Source organism: Streptomyces sp. SID13726, assembly GCF_010548375.1.
Lineage (GTDB): Bacteria > Actinomycetota > Actinomycetes > Streptomycetales > Streptomycetaceae > Streptomyces.
Genome location: NZ_JAAGLY010000025.1, coordinates 80,582 through 100,843 on the forward strand (window position 1 = coordinate 80,582; position 20,262 = coordinate 100,843).

13 protein-coding genes are annotated in these 20,262 nt (G+C 74.0%); 4 read left to right on the forward strand and 9 right to left on the reverse strand.

Annotation, left to right across the window (positions count from 1 at the left end):
• Positions 1-32 precede the first annotated feature (32 nt).
• The 7 genes from G3I78_RS52410 to G3I78_RS39485 form a co-directional block, all read right to left on the reverse strand.
• Positions 33-590: a helix-turn-helix domain-containing protein gene (locus G3I78_RS52410; protein ID WP_239158328.1), complete on the reverse strand. Its 558-nt coding sequence runs from the start codon at positions 588-590 to the stop codon at positions 33-35.
• 83 nt (positions 591-673) lie between these two features.
• Entirely contained in the window at positions 674-1,426 is a 753-nt protein-coding gene (locus G3I78_RS39460; protein ID WP_164433910.1) for an anti-sigma factor, read from the reverse strand.
• Entirely contained in the window at positions 1,423-2,007 is a 585-nt protein-coding gene (sigK, locus tag G3I78_RS39465) for an ECF RNA polymerase sigma factor SigK (RefSeq protein ID WP_164433911.1), read from the reverse strand. Before sigK ends, G3I78_RS39460 begins: the two co-directional genes overlap by 4 nt.
• Positions 2,008-2,146: 139 nt before the next feature.
• Complete coding sequence (locus G3I78_RS39470; RefSeq protein ID WP_164433912.1) at positions 2,147-4,156, reverse strand: ricin-type beta-trefoil lectin domain protein; 2,010 nt, start codon at positions 4,154-4,156, stop codon at positions 2,147-2,149.
• 241 nt (positions 4,157-4,397) lie between these two features.
• Positions 4,398-7,577 (reverse strand): family 78 glycoside hydrolase catalytic domain, encoded by a 3,180-nt coding sequence (locus tag G3I78_RS39475; RefSeq protein ID WP_164433914.1) that lies wholly within the window; start codon positions 7,575-7,577, stop codon positions 4,398-4,400.
• A gap of 135 nt (positions 7,578-7,712) precedes the next feature.
• Complete coding sequence (locus tag G3I78_RS39480; RefSeq protein ID WP_164433915.1) at positions 7,713-9,137, reverse strand: polysaccharide deacetylase family protein; 1,425 nt, start codon at positions 9,135-9,137, stop codon at positions 7,713-7,715.
• A 118-nt stretch (positions 9,138-9,255) separates the two neighbouring features.
• On the reverse strand, positions 9,256-12,963 hold the full coding sequence (locus tag G3I78_RS39485) for a hypothetical protein (RefSeq protein ID WP_164433917.1): 3,708 nt from the start codon (positions 12,961-12,963) through the stop codon (positions 9,256-9,258).
• Positions 12,964-13,157: 194 nt separating this feature from the next.
• Here G3I78_RS39485 and G3I78_RS39490 point away from each other — a divergent pair, with 194 nt between their 5' ends.
• From G3I78_RS39490 to G3I78_RS39500, 3 genes are all read left to right on the forward strand, one after another.
• Positions 13,158-14,366, forward strand: coding sequence for a sensor histidine kinase (locus G3I78_RS39490; protein ID WP_164433919.1), 1,209 nt, complete (start codon positions 13,158-13,160; stop codon positions 14,364-14,366).
• A 361-nt stretch (positions 14,367-14,727) separates the two neighbouring features.
• The gene (locus tag G3I78_RS39495) at positions 14,728-15,408 is read left to right on the forward strand and encodes a response regulator transcription factor (RefSeq protein WP_164433925.1); all 681 of its coding nucleotides are present in this window, start codon (positions 14,728-14,730) and stop codon (positions 15,406-15,408) included.
• Positions 15,409-15,528: 120 nt separating this feature from the next.
• Positions 15,529-16,227 carry a class I SAM-dependent methyltransferase gene (locus tag G3I78_RS39500; RefSeq protein WP_164433928.1) on the forward strand — a complete coding sequence of 233 codons (699 nt, stop codon included), beginning with the start codon at positions 15,529-15,531 and terminating at the stop codon, positions 16,225-16,227.
• Positions 16,228-16,289: 62 nt separating this feature from the next.
• Here the strand turns inward: G3I78_RS39500 and G3I78_RS39505 are convergent, their stop codons facing one another.
• A complete protein-coding gene (locus G3I78_RS39505) occupies positions 16,290-17,876 on the reverse strand; it encodes a helix-turn-helix domain-containing protein (protein WP_164433930.1) in 1,587 nt (528 codons plus the stop codon).
• Between the two features lie 159 nt (positions 17,877-18,035).
• Positions 18,036-19,316 (reverse strand): M6 family metalloprotease domain-containing protein, encoded by a 1,281-nt coding sequence (locus G3I78_RS39510; RefSeq protein WP_164433932.1) that lies wholly within the window; start codon positions 19,314-19,316, stop codon positions 18,036-18,038.
• 252 nt (positions 19,317-19,568) lie between these two features.
• On the opposite strand from G3I78_RS39510, the gene G3I78_RS39515 reads away from it, so the two are divergent.
• Positions 19,569-20,213, forward strand: coding sequence for a TetR/AcrR family transcriptional regulator (locus G3I78_RS39515; protein WP_343243964.1), 645 nt, complete (start codon positions 19,569-19,571; stop codon positions 20,211-20,213).
• Positions 20,214-20,262: the final 49 nt, after the last annotated feature.

Below are 20,262 nucleotides of genomic sequence, written 5' to 3' on the forward strand. Positions count from 1 at the left end.
GGTGGACCCCGCGCGGCGGATTCCGCACGGCGTCACAGATGGGTGGGAGGCGCGGTGGCCATCAGGTGTCCCACGGCGATCCACAGCCCTGTCGCGGCGCACACCAGCCGGAACCTGCGCAGCCGGGCGGGCGCGACCGGGTCGGGTCCGGCGCCCACCGGCAGCCCCCTCGCCACCGCAGCCCGCCCCGGCAGCACCGGCGCTGCCCGGTGCACCGCCCGGTCGCCAGGTCCGGTGACGGGCAGCGGGCGGACGGCGGGAGCCGCCGAGGGCCGCCGCGGACGCCGGGACGGGCGGGTGTCGGCCGCGGGCGTTGCCGTGTCCGCCGGAGCGGGCAGCAGGCCGTGGGACAGACCGCTGAGGAACGCGGCGTACGCGGCCCGGCGCGCCCCGGCCGGGGAGGTGCGGCCCCGCTCCCAGGACCGCACCGTCGCCGCCGACACACCGAACGCCTGGGCCAGCTGTTCCTCGCTGAGCCGCCAGGACTGCCGGAGCCGCACCCGCTCGTCGGGGCCCGGCAGCGGAGCCTTCCCGTCGCGGCGGCGCGGGTGGGACGGCATGGGCTGCGGAGCCGGAAGATCGATCGTCATGACCGTAGGACAATCCCCGGCCGCTCATGTGACGAGATGCGCGGAATCGGACACGTATGGCGGTACCGGGTGCCCGCCCCGCTTCACCCCGGCAGGCTCATCAGGGCGATCGGCGAGGACGTGGGCCGCTCGGAACCACCGCTGGGCTCGACCGTGACGCCCATGCCGGACGCCCCGTCGACGGCGCCCTCCAGCAACACGGTCTGCCGACCGCGCCCCCGGTCCATCAGACCGGCCGAGCGCATGGTGCCGTGGTCGTCGAACCACAGCTGGTAGACCTTGCCGCTCGGCGCGTCGGCCATCCCGGAAACGGCGAACACCGCTCGGTCCCGGCTGCGGGAGACCGTGACGGTACCGGTGGCGCCGCCGCCCAGTGCGGCAGCCCGGGTCCGGGCGTCCGGCGCGGCCAGCACGCCGGCGATCTCGTCCGAGACCCGCACGGCGCGGTCCGCCCGGGCGCGGGCGTCCCGGGCCTGCTCGTGCTGCCACACGGTCGTCGCGCCCAGCGCCGCCACGGCCGCCAGACAGGCCGCGAGCGCCCATCGGGACAGCGTGCCCGCCCGCGGACCGGCCCGCAGGGGAAGCACCGGAACGGACGGGCGGGGCCGCTGCTGACGGACCGCGCCGATGCTGCGCAGCACCCGCGCACGCAGCTCGGGGGCGGGCGGGGCGGCCATGGCCAGTCCCAGCCGGGCGGCGGTCTCCCGCAGCTCCGCCGTCTCCTGAGCGCAGGCCTCGCACCCGGCGAGGTGCCGCTCGAACGCCTCGCTCTCGCCGTCGGACAGGGCGTGCAGGGCGTAGGCACCCGTCAGCTGGTGCGGATCGGTCGCCGTCACGCGGTCACCCCCAGGCAGTCGCGCAGCCGGATCAGTCCGTCCCGCAGCCGGGTCTTGACCGTGCCCAGCGGAAGGGCGAGCGCCTGGGCCACCTCGCGGTAGGTCAGTCCGCGGTAGTAGGCCAGGGTGACGGCCTGGCGCTGGAGTTCGGTCAGCGTGCGCAGACAGCGCCGTACCTGCTCGCGTTCCAGCCGGGCCTCGACGTGCTCGGCGACCTCGTCGTACTCGGGCAGCCGGTCCAGCAGCGCGGCCTTGTGGTCGCGGGCCGCGGCGGCGTCCGCCGAGCGCACCCGGTCCACGGCCCGGCGGTGCGCCAGGGTGAGGATCCAGTTGACGGCCGTCCCGTAATCGGGCCGGTAGCGCGGAGCGGTCCGCCACACCTCCACCAGCACCTCCTGCGTCACCTCCTCCGACTGCGCCCGGTCCCGCAGCACGGCCCGCACGACCCCCAGCACCGACCCCGCCACCGCGTCGTACACGCCGGCGAACGCCTCCTCGTCCCCGAGCGCCACCCGCCCCACCAGCTCCTCCAGATCGGGCTGGGCCGACGGATGTCTGCCGATATGTACTGCTTCCTTCACCAAGAGCCTCCGTGGTCAGGACACGTCCAGGCGTAATCCGTTCCTGTCCGGACCGCGGATTGGTCCCGATGGCGACGAATATCCGCCGCCTGGGTGGCCGACGGGGGCGGGCGGGGGTCTTCCCGGTCGGGGTCGTGGGTCAGGTGGTGGTCCACTTCTGGTTGGGCTGGGCGTTGCAGGTCCACAGGATCAGCTTGGTGGCGTTGGCCGTCCCCGACTCCGAGGCGTCCAGGCACAGGCCCGAGAGGTTGTTGGTGATCGTGCCGTCGGTGTTGAGGGTCCACTTCTGGTTGGTGCCGTTGGTGCAGTCCCAGATGATGACCTTGGTGCCGTTGGCGGTGCCGGCGCCCTCGGCGTCGAGGCACTTGTTGCCGTAGACCACGAGTTCGCCGCGCGAGGTGCTCGTGAAGGTCTGGTTGCGGCCGCCCGTGCAGTCCCACAGCTGGGCCTGCGTCGCGTCGGTGATCGTGTTCCTGTCGATGTCCACGCAGCGCCCGGACGCGGTGCCGACCAGGGCGGTGCCGTCCGTGCCCGGGATGCCCTGGACGCGGATGGCGTCCACGTCGGGAGCCGTGCTCCCGGAGACCGCGGCGAAGCGGACCGTGTTCGTGCCCTTGGCCAGGTGGGCGAGGACCGAGACCGTGCGGTAGGTGGTCGCGGAGCCGGTGGGCGGGAAGGCGACGACGGAGGCGTACTGGCCGTTGACCTGGACGGTCGCCTTACGGGCCGTGGTGCCGCCGTTGGCGTAGCTGATGTCCACCAGCTTGGTGCCCGCGGCCGACGCGGTCACCCCGCTGAAGGCCGGGGTGGTGGCCGTGGTCGTGTCCTCGTAGGTCGTGCCGGTGGCCTCGGTGCCGGAGACCGTGAGCAGGACGGCGTCGCCCGCGGGGACCGTGGTCGTGTACCCGGTGCCGAAGGAGCCCGCGTCGGCCCGCGTCCACACGTTGCGCACGGACGCGCCGGCCGTCGTCAGGCCGAGGTCGGCCCAGCGGACCGTCATCGACGCCGCGGCCGAGGTGCGGTTGAGCAGGAGCACCGCCCGCTTGCCCGTGCCGGACAGCACCTTCCCGTACACCTGGAGGTTCCTGGTGTCCTCGGCGACCTTGACGCCCTGGAGCCCGCGCGGGTCCTGGTCGACGGCGATCATCTCGGGGTTGGTGAGGACGTCCCGGGTGGCCGTGGTCATCGTGGCGAGGTTGTTGCCCGCCAGGAGAGGGGCGCCGGAGATCGCCCACAGGCCCATGTGGAGGCGGTTCTGGGCCGTGGTCAGGCCGCTCATGCCGGTCATCAGCATGTCGGGGTCGTTGTAGTAGCCGGTGTGCTGGGCGGCCGGGTGCAGGCCCCGGTCGAAGTTGGTCAGCATCATGGCCGTGGTGGGGGTCTGGCCCCAGAGGATGACGTCGGTGCTGGTGCGCCACAGGTCGCCGTAGCCGGTCGCCCAGTTCCAGGGCAGCCCGCTGCCCCACTCGCAGAAGGACAGCACCAGGTCGTGGCCGGTCACCGCGGTCGCGGCGGTGTTCGCGGCGGCGATCTCCCGGTACGTCGTCTGCTGGTCCAGGCCCTCCACCCGGCCCCCGCACCAGTCGATCTTGACGTAGTCGAAGCCCCACTCCTGGAAGGTCTGAAGGTCCTGCTGGTAGTGGCCCTCCATGCCGGTGTTCGGGGCGGCCGGACGGGTGGTGGGGTAGTAGTAGCCGCAGCCGTTCTTGCCCGCGTCGGTGTAGATGCCCGCCTTGAGGCCCTTGCTGTGGATGCGGTCGGCGACGGCCTTCATGCCGCCCGGCCACAGGTCCGCGTCCACGGCGATGGTGCCGTCGGCGTTCCGGTCGCCCTGCCACCAGCCGTCGTCGAGGTTGACGTACCGGTACCCGGCGGCGGCCATCCCGGAGGAGACCAGGGCGTCCGTCTGCTGCTCGATGACGTCGGAGTCGATGCTGCTGGCGAAGCTGTTCCAGGAAGCCCAGCCCATCGGCGGGGGTGTCACACCGATCTGGGTGGTGCTGACGGCGGCCGGTTCGGCGGCGAGCGTCGATGCTGACGGTGACGGCGACTGTCCCGCCAGGGCCGCCCAGCCGGACAGCCCGAGGGCGACGGCCAGGAGACGTGCGGTCAGTCTTCGGGTGAGGGTGGACGTGGCGGCGTACGGCATGCGGATCTCCTGTCGAGGGCGTGGTGAGGCACGTGCTCAGGAGTGCGGAGGCGCGGGACAGCGGGGGAGCGGGACAGCGGGGGAGCAGCGGGGCGGCGGGCGGAGTCGTCCCGTCTCCCGCGTCGTCGCCCGCACCGTCGCCTGCTCGATATGTCGAACGGCGTTCGTGGTACCGGAGGGGACCGTAGGAGCCAGGCGAGACGACCGTCAATACCTGTGCTCCCACGGGCCCCTGTGAATATCAGGACCGCGTGCGCTCCACCTTCGTCGTGCCGGACCCCACGGGCCCGATCCGCAGCACCGTGCCGGTGAGGTCCGTGACCGCCTTGACCGGCACCGGGCCGCCCGGCCCCGTCGCCCGGTACCGGGAAGCGGCGGCGCTGCCGATCTCCACCTCAAGCACCGCACGGGAGTTGGGCGGCACCGTGACCTGCGTGGTGTGGACGTCCCCCGAGCGCTGTACGGCGACCTTCACCGGGCCGCGCATCGACGGCACCGTCCCCGCCACCTCGGTCAGCGCGCCGGTCCTGGGCCGGACCAGGAACTCCGCCGCGCCCGGGGAGCTGACCTGGACGCCGAGCACGTACCGGGGGATCGCGTTGGCCGGGGCGGAGGCCCAGGCGTGGGAGAACGTCGTGTTGGACTTCAGCGCCGGGTCCCAGGCCTCCATGACGATGGTGGCCTTCAGTGAATCCAGCATGTGCAGCCACGAGTTGGTGGCCGTCGAGGTGAGCAGCGCGAGTGCCGCGTCGGAGCGGCCGAGCCGGAAGAGCGCGTCCAGCAGGAACTGCGCCCCGTAGACGCTGACCCGCATCCCGCCCGCCGCCAGGGTCTCCCCGAGCCGCTTGCGCACGTCGGCGGCGAGCGGGTCGGCGACGCCGAGGGCGACCGGGAAGGCGGTGGCGTGCTGGGCGCTGTGGGTGGTGCCCTCGCCGTCGAGGAAACGGCCGCCCGCGCCGTCCAGCAGGGTGGTGCGCATGGCGGCGGCGAGGGTGTCGGCGCGGCCCCGCAGGGTCTTCGCGTCGGCTGCCCTGCCCAGCGCCTGGGCGCACTTGGCGAGCGCGTCGAAGGCCGCGAACTGGAAGGCGTTGACGACGGTGTTGACGTTGGTGAAGACGTACCCGTCACGGCTGGCGACCGGCCAGTCCACGAGGTCGCCCAGGTCCTGGCTGCTGCTGCCGGGCGCCTTGCTGACCAACCCCCGTGAGTCCAGGTACGGGATGAGGTTCTTCGCGGCCAACAGGTCGTAGTCCTTGGCGAGTTGGCGGTCGTCGCCGGTGGCGAGGTAGTCCTCCCACGCGGACAGCGCGCACATCAGCCGGTACTCGGTGGGCCAGGTGCCCTTGCGGACCAGGTAGTCGTTGGACCAGCGGGCCAGCGCGTAGGAGCGCTGGACGCCGTACTCGGAGAGCTGGTTGATCAGCGCGTCGCCCTCGTAGGGGCCGCGCTCCCGGGTCGGGGTGTCGGCGTAGAGGTCGCCGCGGGTGGCCTCGATGGAGTAGCGGCACAGCTCCCAGACCCGGTCGAGCGCGGGGTCGGAGCTGCGGAAGGAGACCTCGTCCGCGTCCCAGTCGAGCTTCCAGGCACGGCCGGTGACGACCGCCCCGGACAGGTCCAGCGAGGTCCGCAGCTCCGCCCAGCGGAAACCCCGGTACCCCCAGTGCTCGAACCGCTGCTTCCCGTCCCGCAGGGTCCACACCTCGCGGTAGGTGTTCGTGGCCCGCAGCTGGTACCTGACCGTGCCGTCGGTGTTCAGCTCCTCGCCCAGGCGCACCTCGACGGTGTCGCCCGCGGTGCCGGTGACCTCCAGGGCCAGCCCGCCGACGATCTCCCGGCCGAGGTCGACCAGCCAGCGCCCGTCGGCGACCTTCGTGACGGCGGCCGGGGTGACGTCGTGCAGCCGTACGGGCTCGATCGCGGCGGGCACGAGCGGGCTGATCGCCGGACGCACGACCGGGGTCAGCCAGCCGCTGTCGTCGAAGCCGGGCCGGGTCCAGCCGACCGGCTCCTGGCGCAGGTCCCAGTACTCCTGCGGGACGGTGTAGTAGCTGCTGCCCGCGCTCCCCCTGGCCGGCAGCAGCCCGGCCTGGCGGCGCGCCTTCCAGTGGTCGCCGGAGGAGACGGTCGTACGGCTGCCGTCGGTGTACGTGATCTCCAGCTGGGCCAGGAACGCCTGGCCCGCGGTGGTCCAGCACAGGGCGGCCAGCGCGTTGGACTTCCCGAGCGTGGAGGTGACGTCGAACGCCTGGTACGCCGTCCCGGTGCCCGAGCGCACCGACGCGTGCCCGACCACCGAGCCGTTGGACCACACCTTGGCCACGTACTGGCGGCCCGGGTCGGGGGAGCCCGCGGCGACGTACAGGACCGCCGCGGCCACCTTCTTCCTCGGGTCGGTGGCGTACTCGTGGCGCAGCAGCGCCCAGGTGTCGTCGGCTCCGTAGGAGGAGAGCGAGGTGGCGCCGGTGGGGAAGGCGAGCGTGCCGCCGGAGACCGTGCCCGCGGCGAAGGTGCCCTTGTCGGAGGCGAAGTCGTCGTCGAGGAGCATGGTGCCGTCGGCGGCCGTGAAGGTCACCCGGTCGTATACCTGGGACTCGGTCAGGCCGTTGCGCAGGCCGATGTTGCCGGAGGCGTACCGGGAGTCGGTGGTGGTGTCGACGACCGTGCCGCCCACGGAGGTGGTGAAGGTGGCGCCGGTCATGGTGACCGAGAGGTCCAGCCACTCGCCGGCGGTGACGGCGGACGGCAGCCTGACCTCGCCGAGGACGGTGTAGGCGCCGTTCACGCAGACGTGCTTGCGCAGCACACCGGGGCTGCCGGCGCGCAGCTGCCACATGTAGTTGTTGGACGTGTTCGCGGCCCGGAACCACAGCCCGGCGGCCACCGCCGTGATCTTCACGCGGACGGTGAGGGTCCCGTCGGTCATCACCGGCCCGGCCGGCACCCAGACCGGCTCGGCCTCCCACTGGTCCTCGACCGAGGTGGCCAGCAGGGTCGGCGCCGACCAGGCGGACCGTTGCTCGCCCCAGCTCGACACCCGCCACCAGTAGGCGGTACGGGGCTTCAGCGCCGGCCCTTCGTACGGTACGGCGACGGAGGCGCCGGAGGTCCGCCGCCCCGAGTCCCAGACCAGCTTGCCGCCGTCGAAGCCGCCCGGGGTGGCCGCCACCTGGAGCTGGTAGGAGCGCTGCACGGTCCCGGCGCCGAAGTCCGGCACCTGCCAGCTGAACCGGGGCCGCTGTCCGGCGGTGGTGTTGAGCGCCTGCGGCAGCAGGTCGGTCAGCGTCCCGGTGGGCGCGGGCGGCTTGCCGGGGGCGCCGGGGACGCTCGGGGCGGCGAGGGCGCGGGGGCCGGTCAGCACGACCGAGGCGGCCGTGGCACCACCGAGTTGGAGAAGTCTTCGACGTGACAGGTCCCAGGGCATGGCGCGGCCTCGGCTCGTGAAAGGTTTCAACAGGGTTGCCCGGAGGTTAGGGTTCCGCCTCATCGTGGTCAATGTCCGTGCCGAAAATTTGATCCGAGGGCGACCGTGAAACGTTTTAGAAAGGTCCGGACCAGATCACATCGTCGAGCGCAGGTGGCTGACCGTCACGAAGTGGTAGCCCCGGGCGGACAGGGTGCGCAGGATCTCCGGCACGGCCGCCACCGACGTGGGGTGGATGTCGTGCATGAGGACGACGTCGTCGCGCTCGACCTTCGAGACGACCGACGCGGCGACCTTCGCGGCGTTCGGGTACTTCCAGTCCTCGGTGTCCAGGGTCCACAGCACCGGGGAGAGCCGGGTGGCCTGCCGGACCGTGCTGTTGATCGCGCCGTACGGCGGGCGGAACAGGGTGGGTGCCGTGCCGGTGGCGGCCTTGATGGCAGCGCTCGTCCGGTTGAGCTGGTAGGCGACCTGCTCGGCGCCGAGCTTGGTGAGGTCGGGGTGGCTCCAGGAGTGGTTGCCCACCTCGTGGCCCGCGCGGGCCTCGGCGCGCACCAGCTCGGGGTGGGCGGCGACGTTCTGGCCGACCGTGAAGAAGGTGGCCCGGGCGTGGTACTGCGCGAGATACGTCAGCAGCGTCCCGGTGTACGCGGCGGACGGGCCGTCGTCGAAGGTCAGGGCGACGCACCGGACCTTCTTGCAGTCGGTGTCGTCGTCGCCGGACGCAGTGTGGGTCGGCACCGCCGGCGTCGGCGTGGCGGCCGCCCCGAGGCTGAGTGATCCGGACGGGCTGACGCTCTGCCGCTGAGCGCGCTTCCCGAACGCGGAGAGCCAGGGCGTGACCGTCCCTTTGGGGACCGTCACGACGTAGGAGCCGGCGGGAACGGCGCCGACCGTGCCCGGCGCGAAGGTCACCCGCAGGTCGCCGCCCGCGGTGAACGCCATGTCGTCGAGCACCGACACGTCGTCCAGGCCCTCGGCCACCGAGTTCGCGTCCGTGCCGTCCCGGCCCTTGAGCCGGCTCTTCAGGGCGGCGAACAAGGCGTTCCGGGAGCCGTCGGCGACGAGGCTCGGGGTGGGCCGGTACGCGCCCGCGGCACCGTCGTACCAGTAGGTGCGCTGCGCCAGCCCGCTGCCGGGTCCATCACCGCCCAGGGTGGTGAGCCGGACGCCGAGGACGTCCCCGGAGGCGACCAGGAACTGGTAGGTGATGTTGAGCTCGCTGCCGGTGGCCGCGCCGCCGGAGCAGGCCGAGCGGAAGGACGCCAGGCGGCCCTGGACGTCCTTCTTCATCGCGTCGGTCATCGCGGTCGCGCCGGGCACGTCCGGGTAGCTGGTCGCCCACGCGCACGAGGTGTTCTCGCTGTTGTCGCTGACGATCTGGAGGCCCTTGATCTGCGCCGGGTCGACGGTCCGGACCGGCGAGGCCGAGGCGGACGCCCCGGGCCGCGCGGCGGCGGTCGGGCCGTCCGCGGTCCCGGCGGAGCCGGACGAGCAGGCGGACGTCAGCGCCAGGGAGCCGAGCAGGAGGACGGAAGGGACGAGGAGGTGTGTGCGCATGGGATCAGAACCTGGGGTCGAGGGGGTCTTCCGGATTCCGATCCTGCAGATCAGCGCCGTTTTTCAGCGACCCTCCCGGTCGCCCTGAACAAAAAACCCCGGCCGGGGAACGAGGCCCTCAGCACACCTGCCGGTACGACGCGTCGGGCACGTACGTCCGCCACTGCGCCCGGCTGAGCCCGCCGCCGGACCGCTCGCACAGGACGCGGGCCACGTCGGCCGGGGCGATCGGATGGCGCTGGAGCAGGACGTCCGGACCGCTCGCGTACAGCGCCGAGCCGTCGTGGGTGAAGGCGAGCGCGGCGATGTCGTCCCGGCTCGGCAGATCCGTGCCGAGGAGCTGCTGCCCGGCGGTGTCCCACAGGCGCAGGGTGCCGTACCGGCCGCCCACGGCGAGGGTCGCGCCGTCGGCGGAGAAGGCGAGCGCGCTCACGGCCTCGGCCTCGCCCGCGGTGACGGTGTCGGAGGTGCCGGTCAGGATGCCCGTACGGGCACGAAGGTCACCGTCCCAGAGGGTGATGTGCCCGGTGACGTCGCCGACGGCGAAGCGGCTGCCGTCGGGGCTGAAGGCCAGCGCGGTGACCTGCCGTCCGTCCGCCAGGGAACGCCCGCGCAGCCGGCCGGCGGGCAGCTCGGCGTACTGGTCGGCGGAGTCGGCGAGCAGCCGGCCGTCCGGCCGCAGGGCGAGGTCGCCCGAGCCGAGGGAGCCCTTGAGGGTGGCCGTACGGCGGTGGGTGCGGGTGTCCCAGACCTCGGCCGTGCCGACGCCGCTCAGGGTGTCCCGCCCGGCCAGCAGGGTGCGGCCGCCCGGACCGAGGGCCAGCGCCTCGACCGCGCGGTCCACCGCGCCGGAGGTCTCGAACGAGGTGCGGACCCGGTGGGCGCGGACGTCCCAGACGGTGAAGCGCTGGCGCAGCGAGCCGTGCGCGGAGACCGTGTCGGCGACCGCGAGGGCGGTGCCGTCCGGGCTGAAGGCCAGCCGCGGGGGCCCGCCGTCGGTGTCGCCCGGCAGCGGGCCGAGCGTGGCGTGCGCGAGGACCGCGCCGGTACCGGTGGCCCGCAGGTCGAGGCGGTAGGTGTGGCCGGTGCGGGTGGCGGTGGCCAGGGCGGAGCCGTCCGGGCTGAGCGCGGACGCCTCCGCCGGGGTGCGGTGCCAGCGGGCGTCGAGGTAGTCGCCCAGGTCGTAACTGCGGACGGTGGCGCCGTCGACGTAGCGCAGGGTCCGGCTGTGTTGCGCCGGGTCCCAGGTCAGGTCCTGCACCTCGGCGCCCGCCAGGGAGGTGTGGAAGACCTGGCCGCCGCCGTTCGCCAGCTGCCACACGGCGATCTCCGCGCTGTCGGCCGTGGCCAGGAACTCCCCGTCCGCGGAGAGCACCGCGTCGCTGAAACCGGTGTCCCCGTCGCCCGCGAAGTCGGCCACGGTCCGTCCGCCGGAGACGTCCCAGACGGTGGCCGTGTTCCCCGACACGGCGGCCAGGCGCCGGCCGTCCGCGCTGAACCGCAGCAGCCGTGAGCCGCCGTCCGCGCCCGAGCCGGTCCCGCAGAAGGTGCCGTCCCTCTTCTGCCAGGCGCCCGGCAGCTTCCGGTCGTGGACGGTGTCCCACACCTGGGGTGCGCCGCCCGCCGGGCACAGCGCGAGGAGCCGGCCGCCCGGGCCGAGCGCCGCGGTGGTCCAGCCCCGCGCCACGTCCGTGCCGAACAGCACCTCGCCGTCGGCGGTCCGGTGCACCCGCACCGGACCGGAGCCGGCCACCGGACCGGTGACGTAGGCGCTCCCGTCGGGCGCCGCCCAGTAGGCCGCGTCACCCAGCTCGGCGGCGGGCCGGCCGGCCGCGAGGTCCCACAGCTCGTCGCCGTTCTGCCCCGTGACGACGAGGGTGCGGCCGTCCGGACCCGCCCCGGAGACCTCGGTGCCGGACGGCAGCCGGTAGCCGGCGGTGATCTTGTGGTCGGCCACGTTCCGGACGGTCACCTCGGTGCCCGCGACGGTCACCAGGGTCCGGCCCCGGCCGGTGAGGAAACGCCGGACGCTCTCGCCCGTGCGCGGGTCGGTGAAGGCGTCCCGCTCCGGCCGGGCCAGGGCCGTCAGCAGGGCCGAGCGGGACTCGGTCAGCGGGGAGAGCCGCCAGGCCGCGACCGCGAGCAGCGCGGCCGTACGGGGATCGGCGGAGCGCAGGCTGTCCGACACCGTGGCCAGCCGGCGGGCCGCCGCCTTCGCCGCCTCCTCCTCGCCCGCCCGGTCCCGCTGCCAGGCCAGCAGCCCCGCGGCCAGCGCGAGCACCAGGAACGCGGCCAGCCCCACGGTGAGCCCGCGGGTACGGCAGGCGGCCCGCGCACCGGCCGCCCGCTCGGCGTCACGGGCGGCCCGGGAGGCGGTGAGGAAGGCGCGCTCCGGCCCGGCCAGCTCGTCCCGCCGCCGCCCGCCGAACAACTCCTCCGCCTGCGCCAGCCGCGCCCCCCGGTACAGCGCGCCCGCGTCCCGGTCCAGCTCCTCCCAGGCGCGGGCCGACTCCCCGAGGTGCCGCTGGGCGCGCAGCTGCTCCCGGCTCTCCTCGATCCAGCCGGACAGCCGGGGCCAGCCGGTGATCAGCACCTCGTGGGCCAGCTCGACGGTGTCGCCGTCCAGGGTGACCAGACGGGCCGCGGCGAGCCGCTCCAGGACCTCACCCGCGCCGGGCTCCAGCTCCGCCCGGGACGCCGGGCGGCGGGTGTCGGCGGCGCCGTCGCCGGGGGCGATCAGACGGAGCAGGACGCGACGGGCGGTACGGGCCTGCTCCGGGTCGAGAGCGCCGTAGACCTGCTCGGCGCTCGCGGCGATCGCACCGCGGACCCCGCCGGCCTCCTCGTAAGCGGCCAGGGTGAGGGTGCGGCCGCGGCGGCGGCGCCAGGTCTCCAAGAGGGCGTGCGAGAGCATCGGCAGGGCGCCGGGGCGCTCGGCGACCTCGTCGACGACCCGCGAGGTCAGCACCCGCTCCACGTTCAGGCCCTCGGCGGTCGCGGGTCCGGTGATCGCCTCCCGCAGCTCGTCCCGGCTCATCGGGCCGACCAGCAGGTTCGCCCGGCTCACCGCCTCCGCGAGCCCGGGGTGGGCGCCGCAGTGGCCGTAGAAGTCACCGCGCACGGCGATCGCCACCCGCAGCCGGCTCGACGGGTCGCGGGAGCGCAGCAGCAGGTCGAGGAAGCGGTCGCGCTCGGCGGGGTCGTGGCAGAGGGTGAACAGCTCCTCGAACTGGTCGACGATCACCCAGGTGTCCAGCTCGCCCTCGCGCGGGACGAGCGCGCTCTCGTGCGTGCGCGCGGGCCGCTCGCCGGGCGTGAGCACCCGCACCACCGCCGGGCGGTCCGCGCCCCGCTCGTGCCGCAGCGCCGGGATCAGCCCGGCCCGCAGCAGGGACGACTTGCCGCTGCCTGAGGCGCCGAACACGGCCGCGAACCGGTGCCCGCGCACCAGCCCCAGCAACGCGCCGACCTGCTGGTCCCGGCCGAAGAACAGCTCGCTGTCATCCGGTTCGAAACGGGCCAGGCCCCGGTAGGGCGCGCGCTCCTCGGCCGAGGCGGCGCGGACCTCCGCGTCCGCCTCCCGCCAGCGCTCCTCCCACTCCCGCGGGTCGGCGCCGAGCGCCTCGGCGTACGCCCGCACCACCGCGAGCGAGGGCAGCTGGTCGCCGGCCGCCGCCTGGGAGAGCGCGGTCGTCGAGTAACCGGCCGTCCCGGCCATCTCGCGGTACGGCGGCTTCCCCGCCTTCTCCCGCAGCAGGCGCAGCTCGTGGGCCAGCCGCTGCACGGGACCGGCATCGGGGTCCACCGGCTTCTCGCGTCGTCCCACCGGGCGTACCTCTCGGCCCTTGCACAGCATCGAACGGGCGCCCACCGTACGTTTCTCCTCCGATCCGCGGCAATTCGGGCCCATGGGACGGACAGGGTCCTGGCCGATCAGCCGATGGACGCGGCCGTGAGCCGGGCAGGACACGGCCGTTCGGCCGATCCGGGCGGGGCGGGCCGGGGCTAGGGTCCCGTCCCGTGGACCTCCTGAACCCCGCGCGTGCCGTCGGCGCACCGCCCGCCCGTGCTCGCGGGCCGCGTCTGCTCAAGGTGCTGGGCGCCGTCCTGCTGCTGGTGGCGACCGTCCCCGACCTGCTGGTGACGTGGGACGCCGACCTGGTGGCCTGGCCCCAGTGGACCGTCCTGCCGGTCGGACTCGCCGCCGTCCTGTGGCCCGTCTCCCGGCGTCCGGCGTGGCTCACCCCTGCCGTGCGCACGGCCGTGCCCGCGGTCGTCTCCGGTGCGGCGAGCGCGGCGGTCCTGCTGGCCGGCCGTCAGGCGGCCTACAGCCTCGGCGAGATGGGCATCCTGCTGTGCCTCCTCGTGATCGCCGTGCGCGACTGCTCCACGCGAGGGGCGGTGGTGTGCGGGGTCCTGAACGGGGCGGCGCTGTGCGCGCTGGCCTACCGGGACGCCGTCGGCTCCGACCTCGCGTCGGTCAACCCCTTCCTGGAGCTGTTCCTGGCCGGCGGGGCCGCCGGGCTCGGCGGCTATCTGCGCACCCAGGAGCACCGGCGGAGCGCCGCCGTCACCGACATCCGCCGGGCCGAGCGCCTCGCCATGGCCGCCGACCTGCACGACTTCGTGGCCCACCACGTCACCGGGATCCTGGTGCAGGCGCAGGTGGCGCAGCTCCTCGCGACGACGGAGCCCGCGCGGCTGGACGGCACCCTGAAGGACATCGAGCGGGCCGCGGTGGAGGCGCTGGACTCCATGCGCCGTACGGTCGGGCTGTTGCGCGAGGTCCCGGAGGGCCGGAACAACGGCGGCCGTGCGACGGGCGACCTGGCCGCGCTGCCGGAGCTGGTGGCGGGCTTCCGTGGAGCCGTCGGCCCCGAGGCCGAGCTGTGCCGCGACCCGTCGGTGCCGGACGGACTGCCCCACGAGGTGCAGGCCGCGGCCTACCGGGTCGTCCAGGAGGCCCTCACCAACGTACGGCGGCACGCGGCCGACGCCACCGGGGTGACCGTCCGTCTCACCCACGACGGCCGCGCGCTGGAGGTGACGGTCCGCGACGACGGCCACGGCACCACCACCCGACTGCCCCCCGCGGCCCGCGGCGGCGGCTTCGGCCTGGTCGGCCTCACCGAACGGGTCACCACCCTCGGCGGCACCCTGCACACGGGCCCACGCACCGACGGACACGGCTGGGAGGTCACGGCCCTGCTGCCGACTTCGACCCGCTGACGGGCGGCGCTCCCGGCCGACCGGGCCGCTTGTCCCGGCCCCCGCGCCTGCTCCGGTGCTGGTCCCGGGCTCACCGTGTCTGCGTGCCCTGGTGTTTGTCCCGGCCCCCGTGCCCTGCCCGCCCCTCCCGACCCACCGTGCCCACAGCACCCCGCCCCGGCCCGGCGACCGGTATCCCCGACCCACCCCTTCCCCGGGGCCTCCACCATTCGGCCGAGCCCCCGCCCGCCCCCTCTGGCCGTTCGACCGAGGCGGCCCTCGTGGTTGTGACGGGAGAGTGGGGCGCGGTCGCCGCCCGGCCGTCCTGCTCGTGCCCGTGGTGGCCGGGCCGTGCCAGGTGGTCGGGACAGGAGGACTGAGGGTGACTATCCGGGTGGTCGTCGTGGACGACCAGGACATGGTGCGTTCGGGGTTCGCGGCGCTGCTGGCGGCGCAGAGCGACATCGACGTCGTGGGGGAGGCCCCGAACGGCCGCCTCGGCGTCGAGGTGAGCCGCCGTACGCACGCCGACGTGGTCCTCATGGACGTACGGATGCCGGAGATGGACGGCCTGGAGGCCGCCCGCCGGCTCCTCGACCCGCCGCCCGGGGTGACGCACCGGCCCAGGGTGCTCATGCTGACCACCTTCGACATCGACGACTACGTCTACGAAGCCCTCCGCGCCGGAGTCAGCGGCTTCCTGCTCAAGAACGCACCGGTGGCCGAACTGCTCCAGGCGGTACGGGTGATCGCCGCCGGGGACGCGCTGCTCGCCCCGTCCGTGACCCGCCGGCTCATCGAGGACGTCGCCCGGCGCCGCGGCACACCCGGCCAGTCCGCCCGGCTGCGCCTGAACGGCCTCACGGCCAGGGAGAGGGACGTCCTGCTGCTGGTCGCGCGGGGCCTGTCGAACACGGAGGTCGCCGCCGAGCTGGTGGTCGCCGAACAGACCGTCAAGACCCACATGACCCGGCTGCTCGCCAAGCTCGGCGCCCGCGACCGGGCCCAACTCGTCGTCGCCGCCTACGAGTCGGGGCTGATCGTCCCGGGCAAGTCCGGCTGAGCCACCCCCTACCCAGGGGGGACACCGCGGTTGGCACCCCGGTGTGACGTGCCGGCCCGACCTCACGCTCCAGCATTCCCGCGTCCAGACCGACCAGGACCGGAACCGCACGGAGCACACATGCGCCAGACCATCGACCTCGACCACGTCGTCCAGCTCTACCGGAGCTACGCCACCGACCTCGACCGGGTCCGCGAGAAGCAGCGGGCACTGCTGGCGCCGCCGCTCTCCATGAAGGCCCAGCTCGACGACCTGGAGGCGGAGATCACCTACCTCCTGCTGCGCGAGGCCCGGCCGGAGACGGTGGTCGAGATCGGCACCTTCCACGGCTGGTCCACCACCTGGATCCTCCAGGCCCTCAAGGACAACGGCACCGGCCACCTGTACTCGTACGACATCGTGGACCATGTCGTGCGCAACGTCCCCGAGAGCCTCTCGGCCGGCCGCTGGACCTTCACGCAAGGGGACGCGAAGGAGAACCTGGAGAAGATCCCGGACACCGCGGACCTGCTGTTCATCGACGCGGCGCACTCGGCGAGCTTCGCCCGCTGGTACCTCCGGCACCTGATGCCGCGGATGCGGCCGGGCATACCGGTGTGCGTCCACGACGTCTTCCACGGCCGCCGGCCGCTGCCGTTCACCGAGGGCGCGGTACTGCTGCGCTGGCTCGCCGAGCGGGGCACCGCCTTCTTCACCGCCTCCCGCGCGCACGCACCGGAGAACCACCGCCGCCTGAACGACGTCAAGCACTCCCTCGCGCTGGGCCTGCCGCTGAAGGAGAGCAAGGACAACCCGATGGTCTTCTTCACGCTGCGCTGACCGCGCCGGTGACCGCGCCGCTGAGCGCGTCGGCGGGACGGACCGCGGGCCCGACCGCGACCTCAGAGCAGCGGGATCCTCGTGAACCGCCCCGCCGCCCGCAGCTCCGCCTCGATGCGCTCCGCCGTGACCCGCAGCTCGGGAAGGATCTCCTCGACGCACTCCCGCTCCGTGCGGCCCGCCGCGTGCAGGGCGACGTTCACGGCGGCGACCACCCGGCCCGTGCGGTCGTGGAGGGGCACGGCGACGGTGCGCAGGCCGTCCTCCCAGTCCTCGTCGAGCAGGGCGTGGCCCGGGGCGTCCGCGAGCAGCACCCGGCCCAGGGAGGTCGCCGAGGCGGGCAGCCGGGTGCCGACCCGGATGTCCACGCCCATGATCCGGGGCGAGACGGCCCGTGCCGTGTACTGGATCTCCGCGGCGGCCGGGCCGGCGTCCGACGGCACCAGGATCGCCAGTGCCGTCGACTCGCCCACCCGCGCGGAGAGGTCCGCCAGGTGGGGGGCCGCGATGCGGGGGAGGGACGTACGGGACAGGGGCGGGAAGCCCAGGGACAGCACCCGGGGGGTGAGGGAGAAGGTCCGGGACTCCGGCTGCTGGCGGACCAGGCCGAGGTGTTCGTAGGTGATCAGCGCCCGGCGGGCCGTCGCCCGGGCCAGGCCGGTCGCCTGGGCCACGTCCGTCAGCGTCAGGGCCGCCCGGCCCGCGCCGAACGCCGTCAGGACCGTGAGGCCGCGCGCGAGGGACTCGACGAAGTCCCGGCCCAGTTCGTGCTTGGAGGCGCCGGTCCAGGAGGCCAGGCCCGAGGGCGGCGGGCCGGGCACCGGCTCCGGGGCGGTCGCCAGCTCGCGTTCCATCTCGGCCACGGTCGCCCGCAGCCGAGGCAGCAGGGTGTCGCGCAGCCCGGTCGCGGTGTGGCGGCTGGTGTGGCTCACGACGCTGGCCACACAGGCGGTCCGGCCCGTGCGCGGGTCCCGTACCGGGACGGAGACCGCCACCAGACCCGGCTCGATCAACTGGTCGTCCAGCGCCCAGCCGTCCCGGCCCGCCTGCTCGGCGGTGCGCTCGAACTCCGCGTTGTCGCAGGGCAGTTCACGAGGCGGTACGGCGGGGAAGCCGCGGTCCGCCGGGTCCGCCGCCCGGCGCTCCCGCCAGGCCCGCCAGTCGGCGTCCGTCCACTCCGCCGCGAACAGGGGCCCCGGCGCGGTGCGTTCGGCCGGGAGCAGGTCGCCGATGCGGAAGCTGAGGGACATCGCGCGGCGGCGGGTGGCCTGGTGGATGAAGCGGATGCCGTCCCGGTCGGCGACGGCGAGCGACACCGACTCGTCCAGCTCGTCGGCGAGGGCGTCGGCCCGCCCGGACAGCAGCGCGGGCAGTCGCAGGGCGGCGAGATAGGCGTTGCCGAGCTCCATGAGCCGGGGGGTGAGCACCGCGTCCCGGCCGTCGAGACGGACGTACCCCATGCGGGCCAGCGTCGAGGTGATCCGGTCGACCGTCGAACGCGCCAGCCCCGTCGCCCGCTCAAGCCCGCTCAGGCTCAGCGTGCCGCCCGCCCCGGTCAGCTCCCGGAGCACCCGGACCCCCCGGACCAGCGGGGCGACCGCCTCGTCCGGCACGACGGCGGACAGCGGCGCGGTGGTCTCAGCGGGCATCGTTTCTCCGGTACGGCGATCGCGGCACGCCTACGGTAATCCGCCCCACGGCCCCGGACACCGCCAGCCCCCGGCGACCGGGCCCCTACCCGAGCCGCCCTCCCACGCGCCCGGCCCGCCCCAGGGCCCGCGACGCCGGACTGATCCAAACGACAGGCCCTACCCCCGCGTCACCCAGACCCGGTAGTTCCCGTCCGCGTCCGCGCTCATCACCCGCACCCGGACTCCCTTGCGCAGGTCCCGGAACTCCTCGCCGGTGGTGAACGGGGCGTCCGAGAGCTCGGCGTGGACGTTGGGGCTGCGGGTGCAGCCGCCGCTGTTGCGGCGGGAGTCGTAGACCTGGACCGGTCCCTGTCCGGTGTCCACGTTGGCGTCGACCTTGTAGATCAGCACCCCGGGCCGGCAGACCGTCTCGTCGTTGCCCTCGCGGGTGCGCAGCTCGACCGCGTATCCGGTGCGGCGGGAGAGGGGGACGAACAGCAGCTTGGTGCCGGTGCCCGGGCGGGCCAGCGGGGTCAGGGTGTATTCCGAGGTGCCGCGTTCGCTCACGCAGTTGACCTGCGTCGGGTCCAGCCAGCCCAGCTTCCACTTGTGCCAGCCGAGGAGGTCGTTGTCGGCCCCCCAGTCCTCGCTCATGATGTCCCAGTGGCCGACCGCGCCCCCGCCCTCGGAGGTGTAGAGGTCGGGCAGGCCGAAGACATGGCCGTTCTCGTGGGGCAGCACCCGGTAGCCGGTCTGCGCGTAGGAGCCGGAGCCGTCGTCCTGGCGGGAGTACACGAAGGAGGCGTTGGCGACCGGCACCCCGTCGGCGACCGGCGCGTCGACGTTGCCGGCGAAGGTCACCGACAGGACGGTGTCCAGCGCGGAGGGACCGGCGTTCGGGGTCACCAGCACGTTCAGGAAGTCGTACGACCGGAAGTCCACCCGGGGATCGGCGGCGGTCACGATGTCCTGGACCAGCCGGCGGTAGCCGGGGTCGAAGGGGGCGCCGCGCTCTATGCCGTAGGCCCGGAACGGCTTCGGCATCCGCAGCCAGTCGGCGATCGGGGCCTCGGGCCGGTAGTCGAGACGGCCGTAGGAACTGGTGCGGAACCAGTCCTGGGTCTGCGGGAAGAACTCCCGGAAGCGGTTCTGCGCGGTGCCCGAGCCCGGTGCGTCGGAGAAGTCGATCATCAGGGTCAGGGCGCGGACGGTGCCGGTGGAGCGCGAGTAGCCGCGGGGGGTGGGCAGGCCCTCGGACATCTGGACGGTGGGGCCGGAGCTGATCAGACAGGGGCCCTGGGCGGAGCCGCGGGCCAGGGCGATCGGTCCGGCCGCGGTCGGGGTCCCCGGAGCGAGGTGCCCGCTGCCGGCCGCGGTGCTGAGCGCGAGGGTCAGCGCGGTCACGGAGGCGAGGGCGGCGACCCGGCGCGGGCGTATCCGACGTCTGGTCGACAGCATGCGGGCACCCTTCGCAGCGCGGCAGCCGCTGGTCGGAAGGCTGCACCTGTTCGATCACCCTCTGCCGGGGGCGGGTCGGGCGCGCGCTGGAGGAGACCGAACGTGGGTATCCCGGGGCGTGTGACTCAGGTCACACCACATCTTCTCCTCAACCTGAAATAACCGGGGAGCGTCTCCCCGTTTAGACCTGTGTCCGAGCGAAACGGGGACCACTTCCCCGGATCGCGAAACCAGCCCCGAGGGGAGCACACCGTGACCGCCACGACGACCGCGCAGCGCAAGGTGCCCCGGCCCCGAGCCGACGCCCAGCGCAACCGTGAGCGGATCGTCACCGCCGCCCGCGAGATGTTCACCGAGTTCGGCCCCGACGTGCCGCTCGACGACATCGCCCGCCGGGCCGGCGTCGGCAACGCCACGGTGTACCGCAACTTCCCCGACCGCGACGCGCTGGTCCGCGAGGTCGTCTGCTCCGTCATGGACCGGACGTCCGAGGCGGCCGAACTCGCGCTCGCGGAGACCGGGGACGCCTTCGAGGCGCTGGAGCGCTTCGTGCACGCGTCCGCCGACGAGCGGATCACCGCTCTGTGCCCGATGGTCCAGAGCACCTTCGACCAGTACCACCCCGACCTGGTGGCGTCCCGCGAACGGATCGAGCAGCTCGTCGAGCAGCTCATGGACCGGGCAAGGGCGGCCGGTCAGCTCCGCGGGGACGTGAGCGTCGGCGACCTGATGGTCGCCGTGGCCCAGCTGTCCCGGCCCCCGGCCGGCACCGGCTGCATGGTCCTCGACGGGTTCGTACACCGCACTCTTCAGGTGTTCCTGGACGGACTGCGGGCCCCGGCCCGGTCCGTGCTCCCGGGGACGGCCGTGACGATGGAGGGCCTCCGCCAGTCCTGACCGATTAGTTCAGAGCAGCTCCGCAGTCTCCATCAGCAGTTCTTCGTTC

Excerpts from the sequence above, each read along its gene's own strand:
- G3I78_RS52410 (WP_239158328.1), bottom strand. The coding sequence starts at position 590 with ATGACGATCGATCTTCCGGCTCCGCAGCCCATGCCGTCCCACCCGCGC.
- G3I78_RS39470 (WP_164433912.1), bottom strand. The coding sequence starts at position 4,156 with ATGCCGTACGCCGCCACGTCCACCCTCACCCGAAGACTGACCGCACGT.
- G3I78_RS39475 (WP_164433914.1), bottom strand. The coding sequence starts at position 7,577 with ATGCCCTGGGACCTGTCACGTCGAAGACTTCTCCAACTCGGTGGTGCC.
- G3I78_RS39480 (WP_164433915.1), bottom strand. The coding sequence starts at position 9,137 with ATGCGCACACACCTCCTCGTCCCTTCCGTCCTCCTGCTCGGCTCCCTG.
- G3I78_RS39500 (WP_164433928.1), top strand. The coding sequence starts at position 15,529 with ATGCGCCAGACCATCGACCTCGACCACGTCGTCCAGCTCTACCGGAGC.
- G3I78_RS39505 (WP_164433930.1), bottom strand. The coding sequence starts at position 17,876 with ATGCCCGCTGAGACCACCGCGCCGCTGTCCGCCGTCGTGCCGGACGAG.
- G3I78_RS39510 (WP_164433932.1), bottom strand. The coding sequence starts at position 19,316 with ATGCTGTCGACCAGACGTCGGATACGCCCGCGCCGGGTCGCCGCCCTC.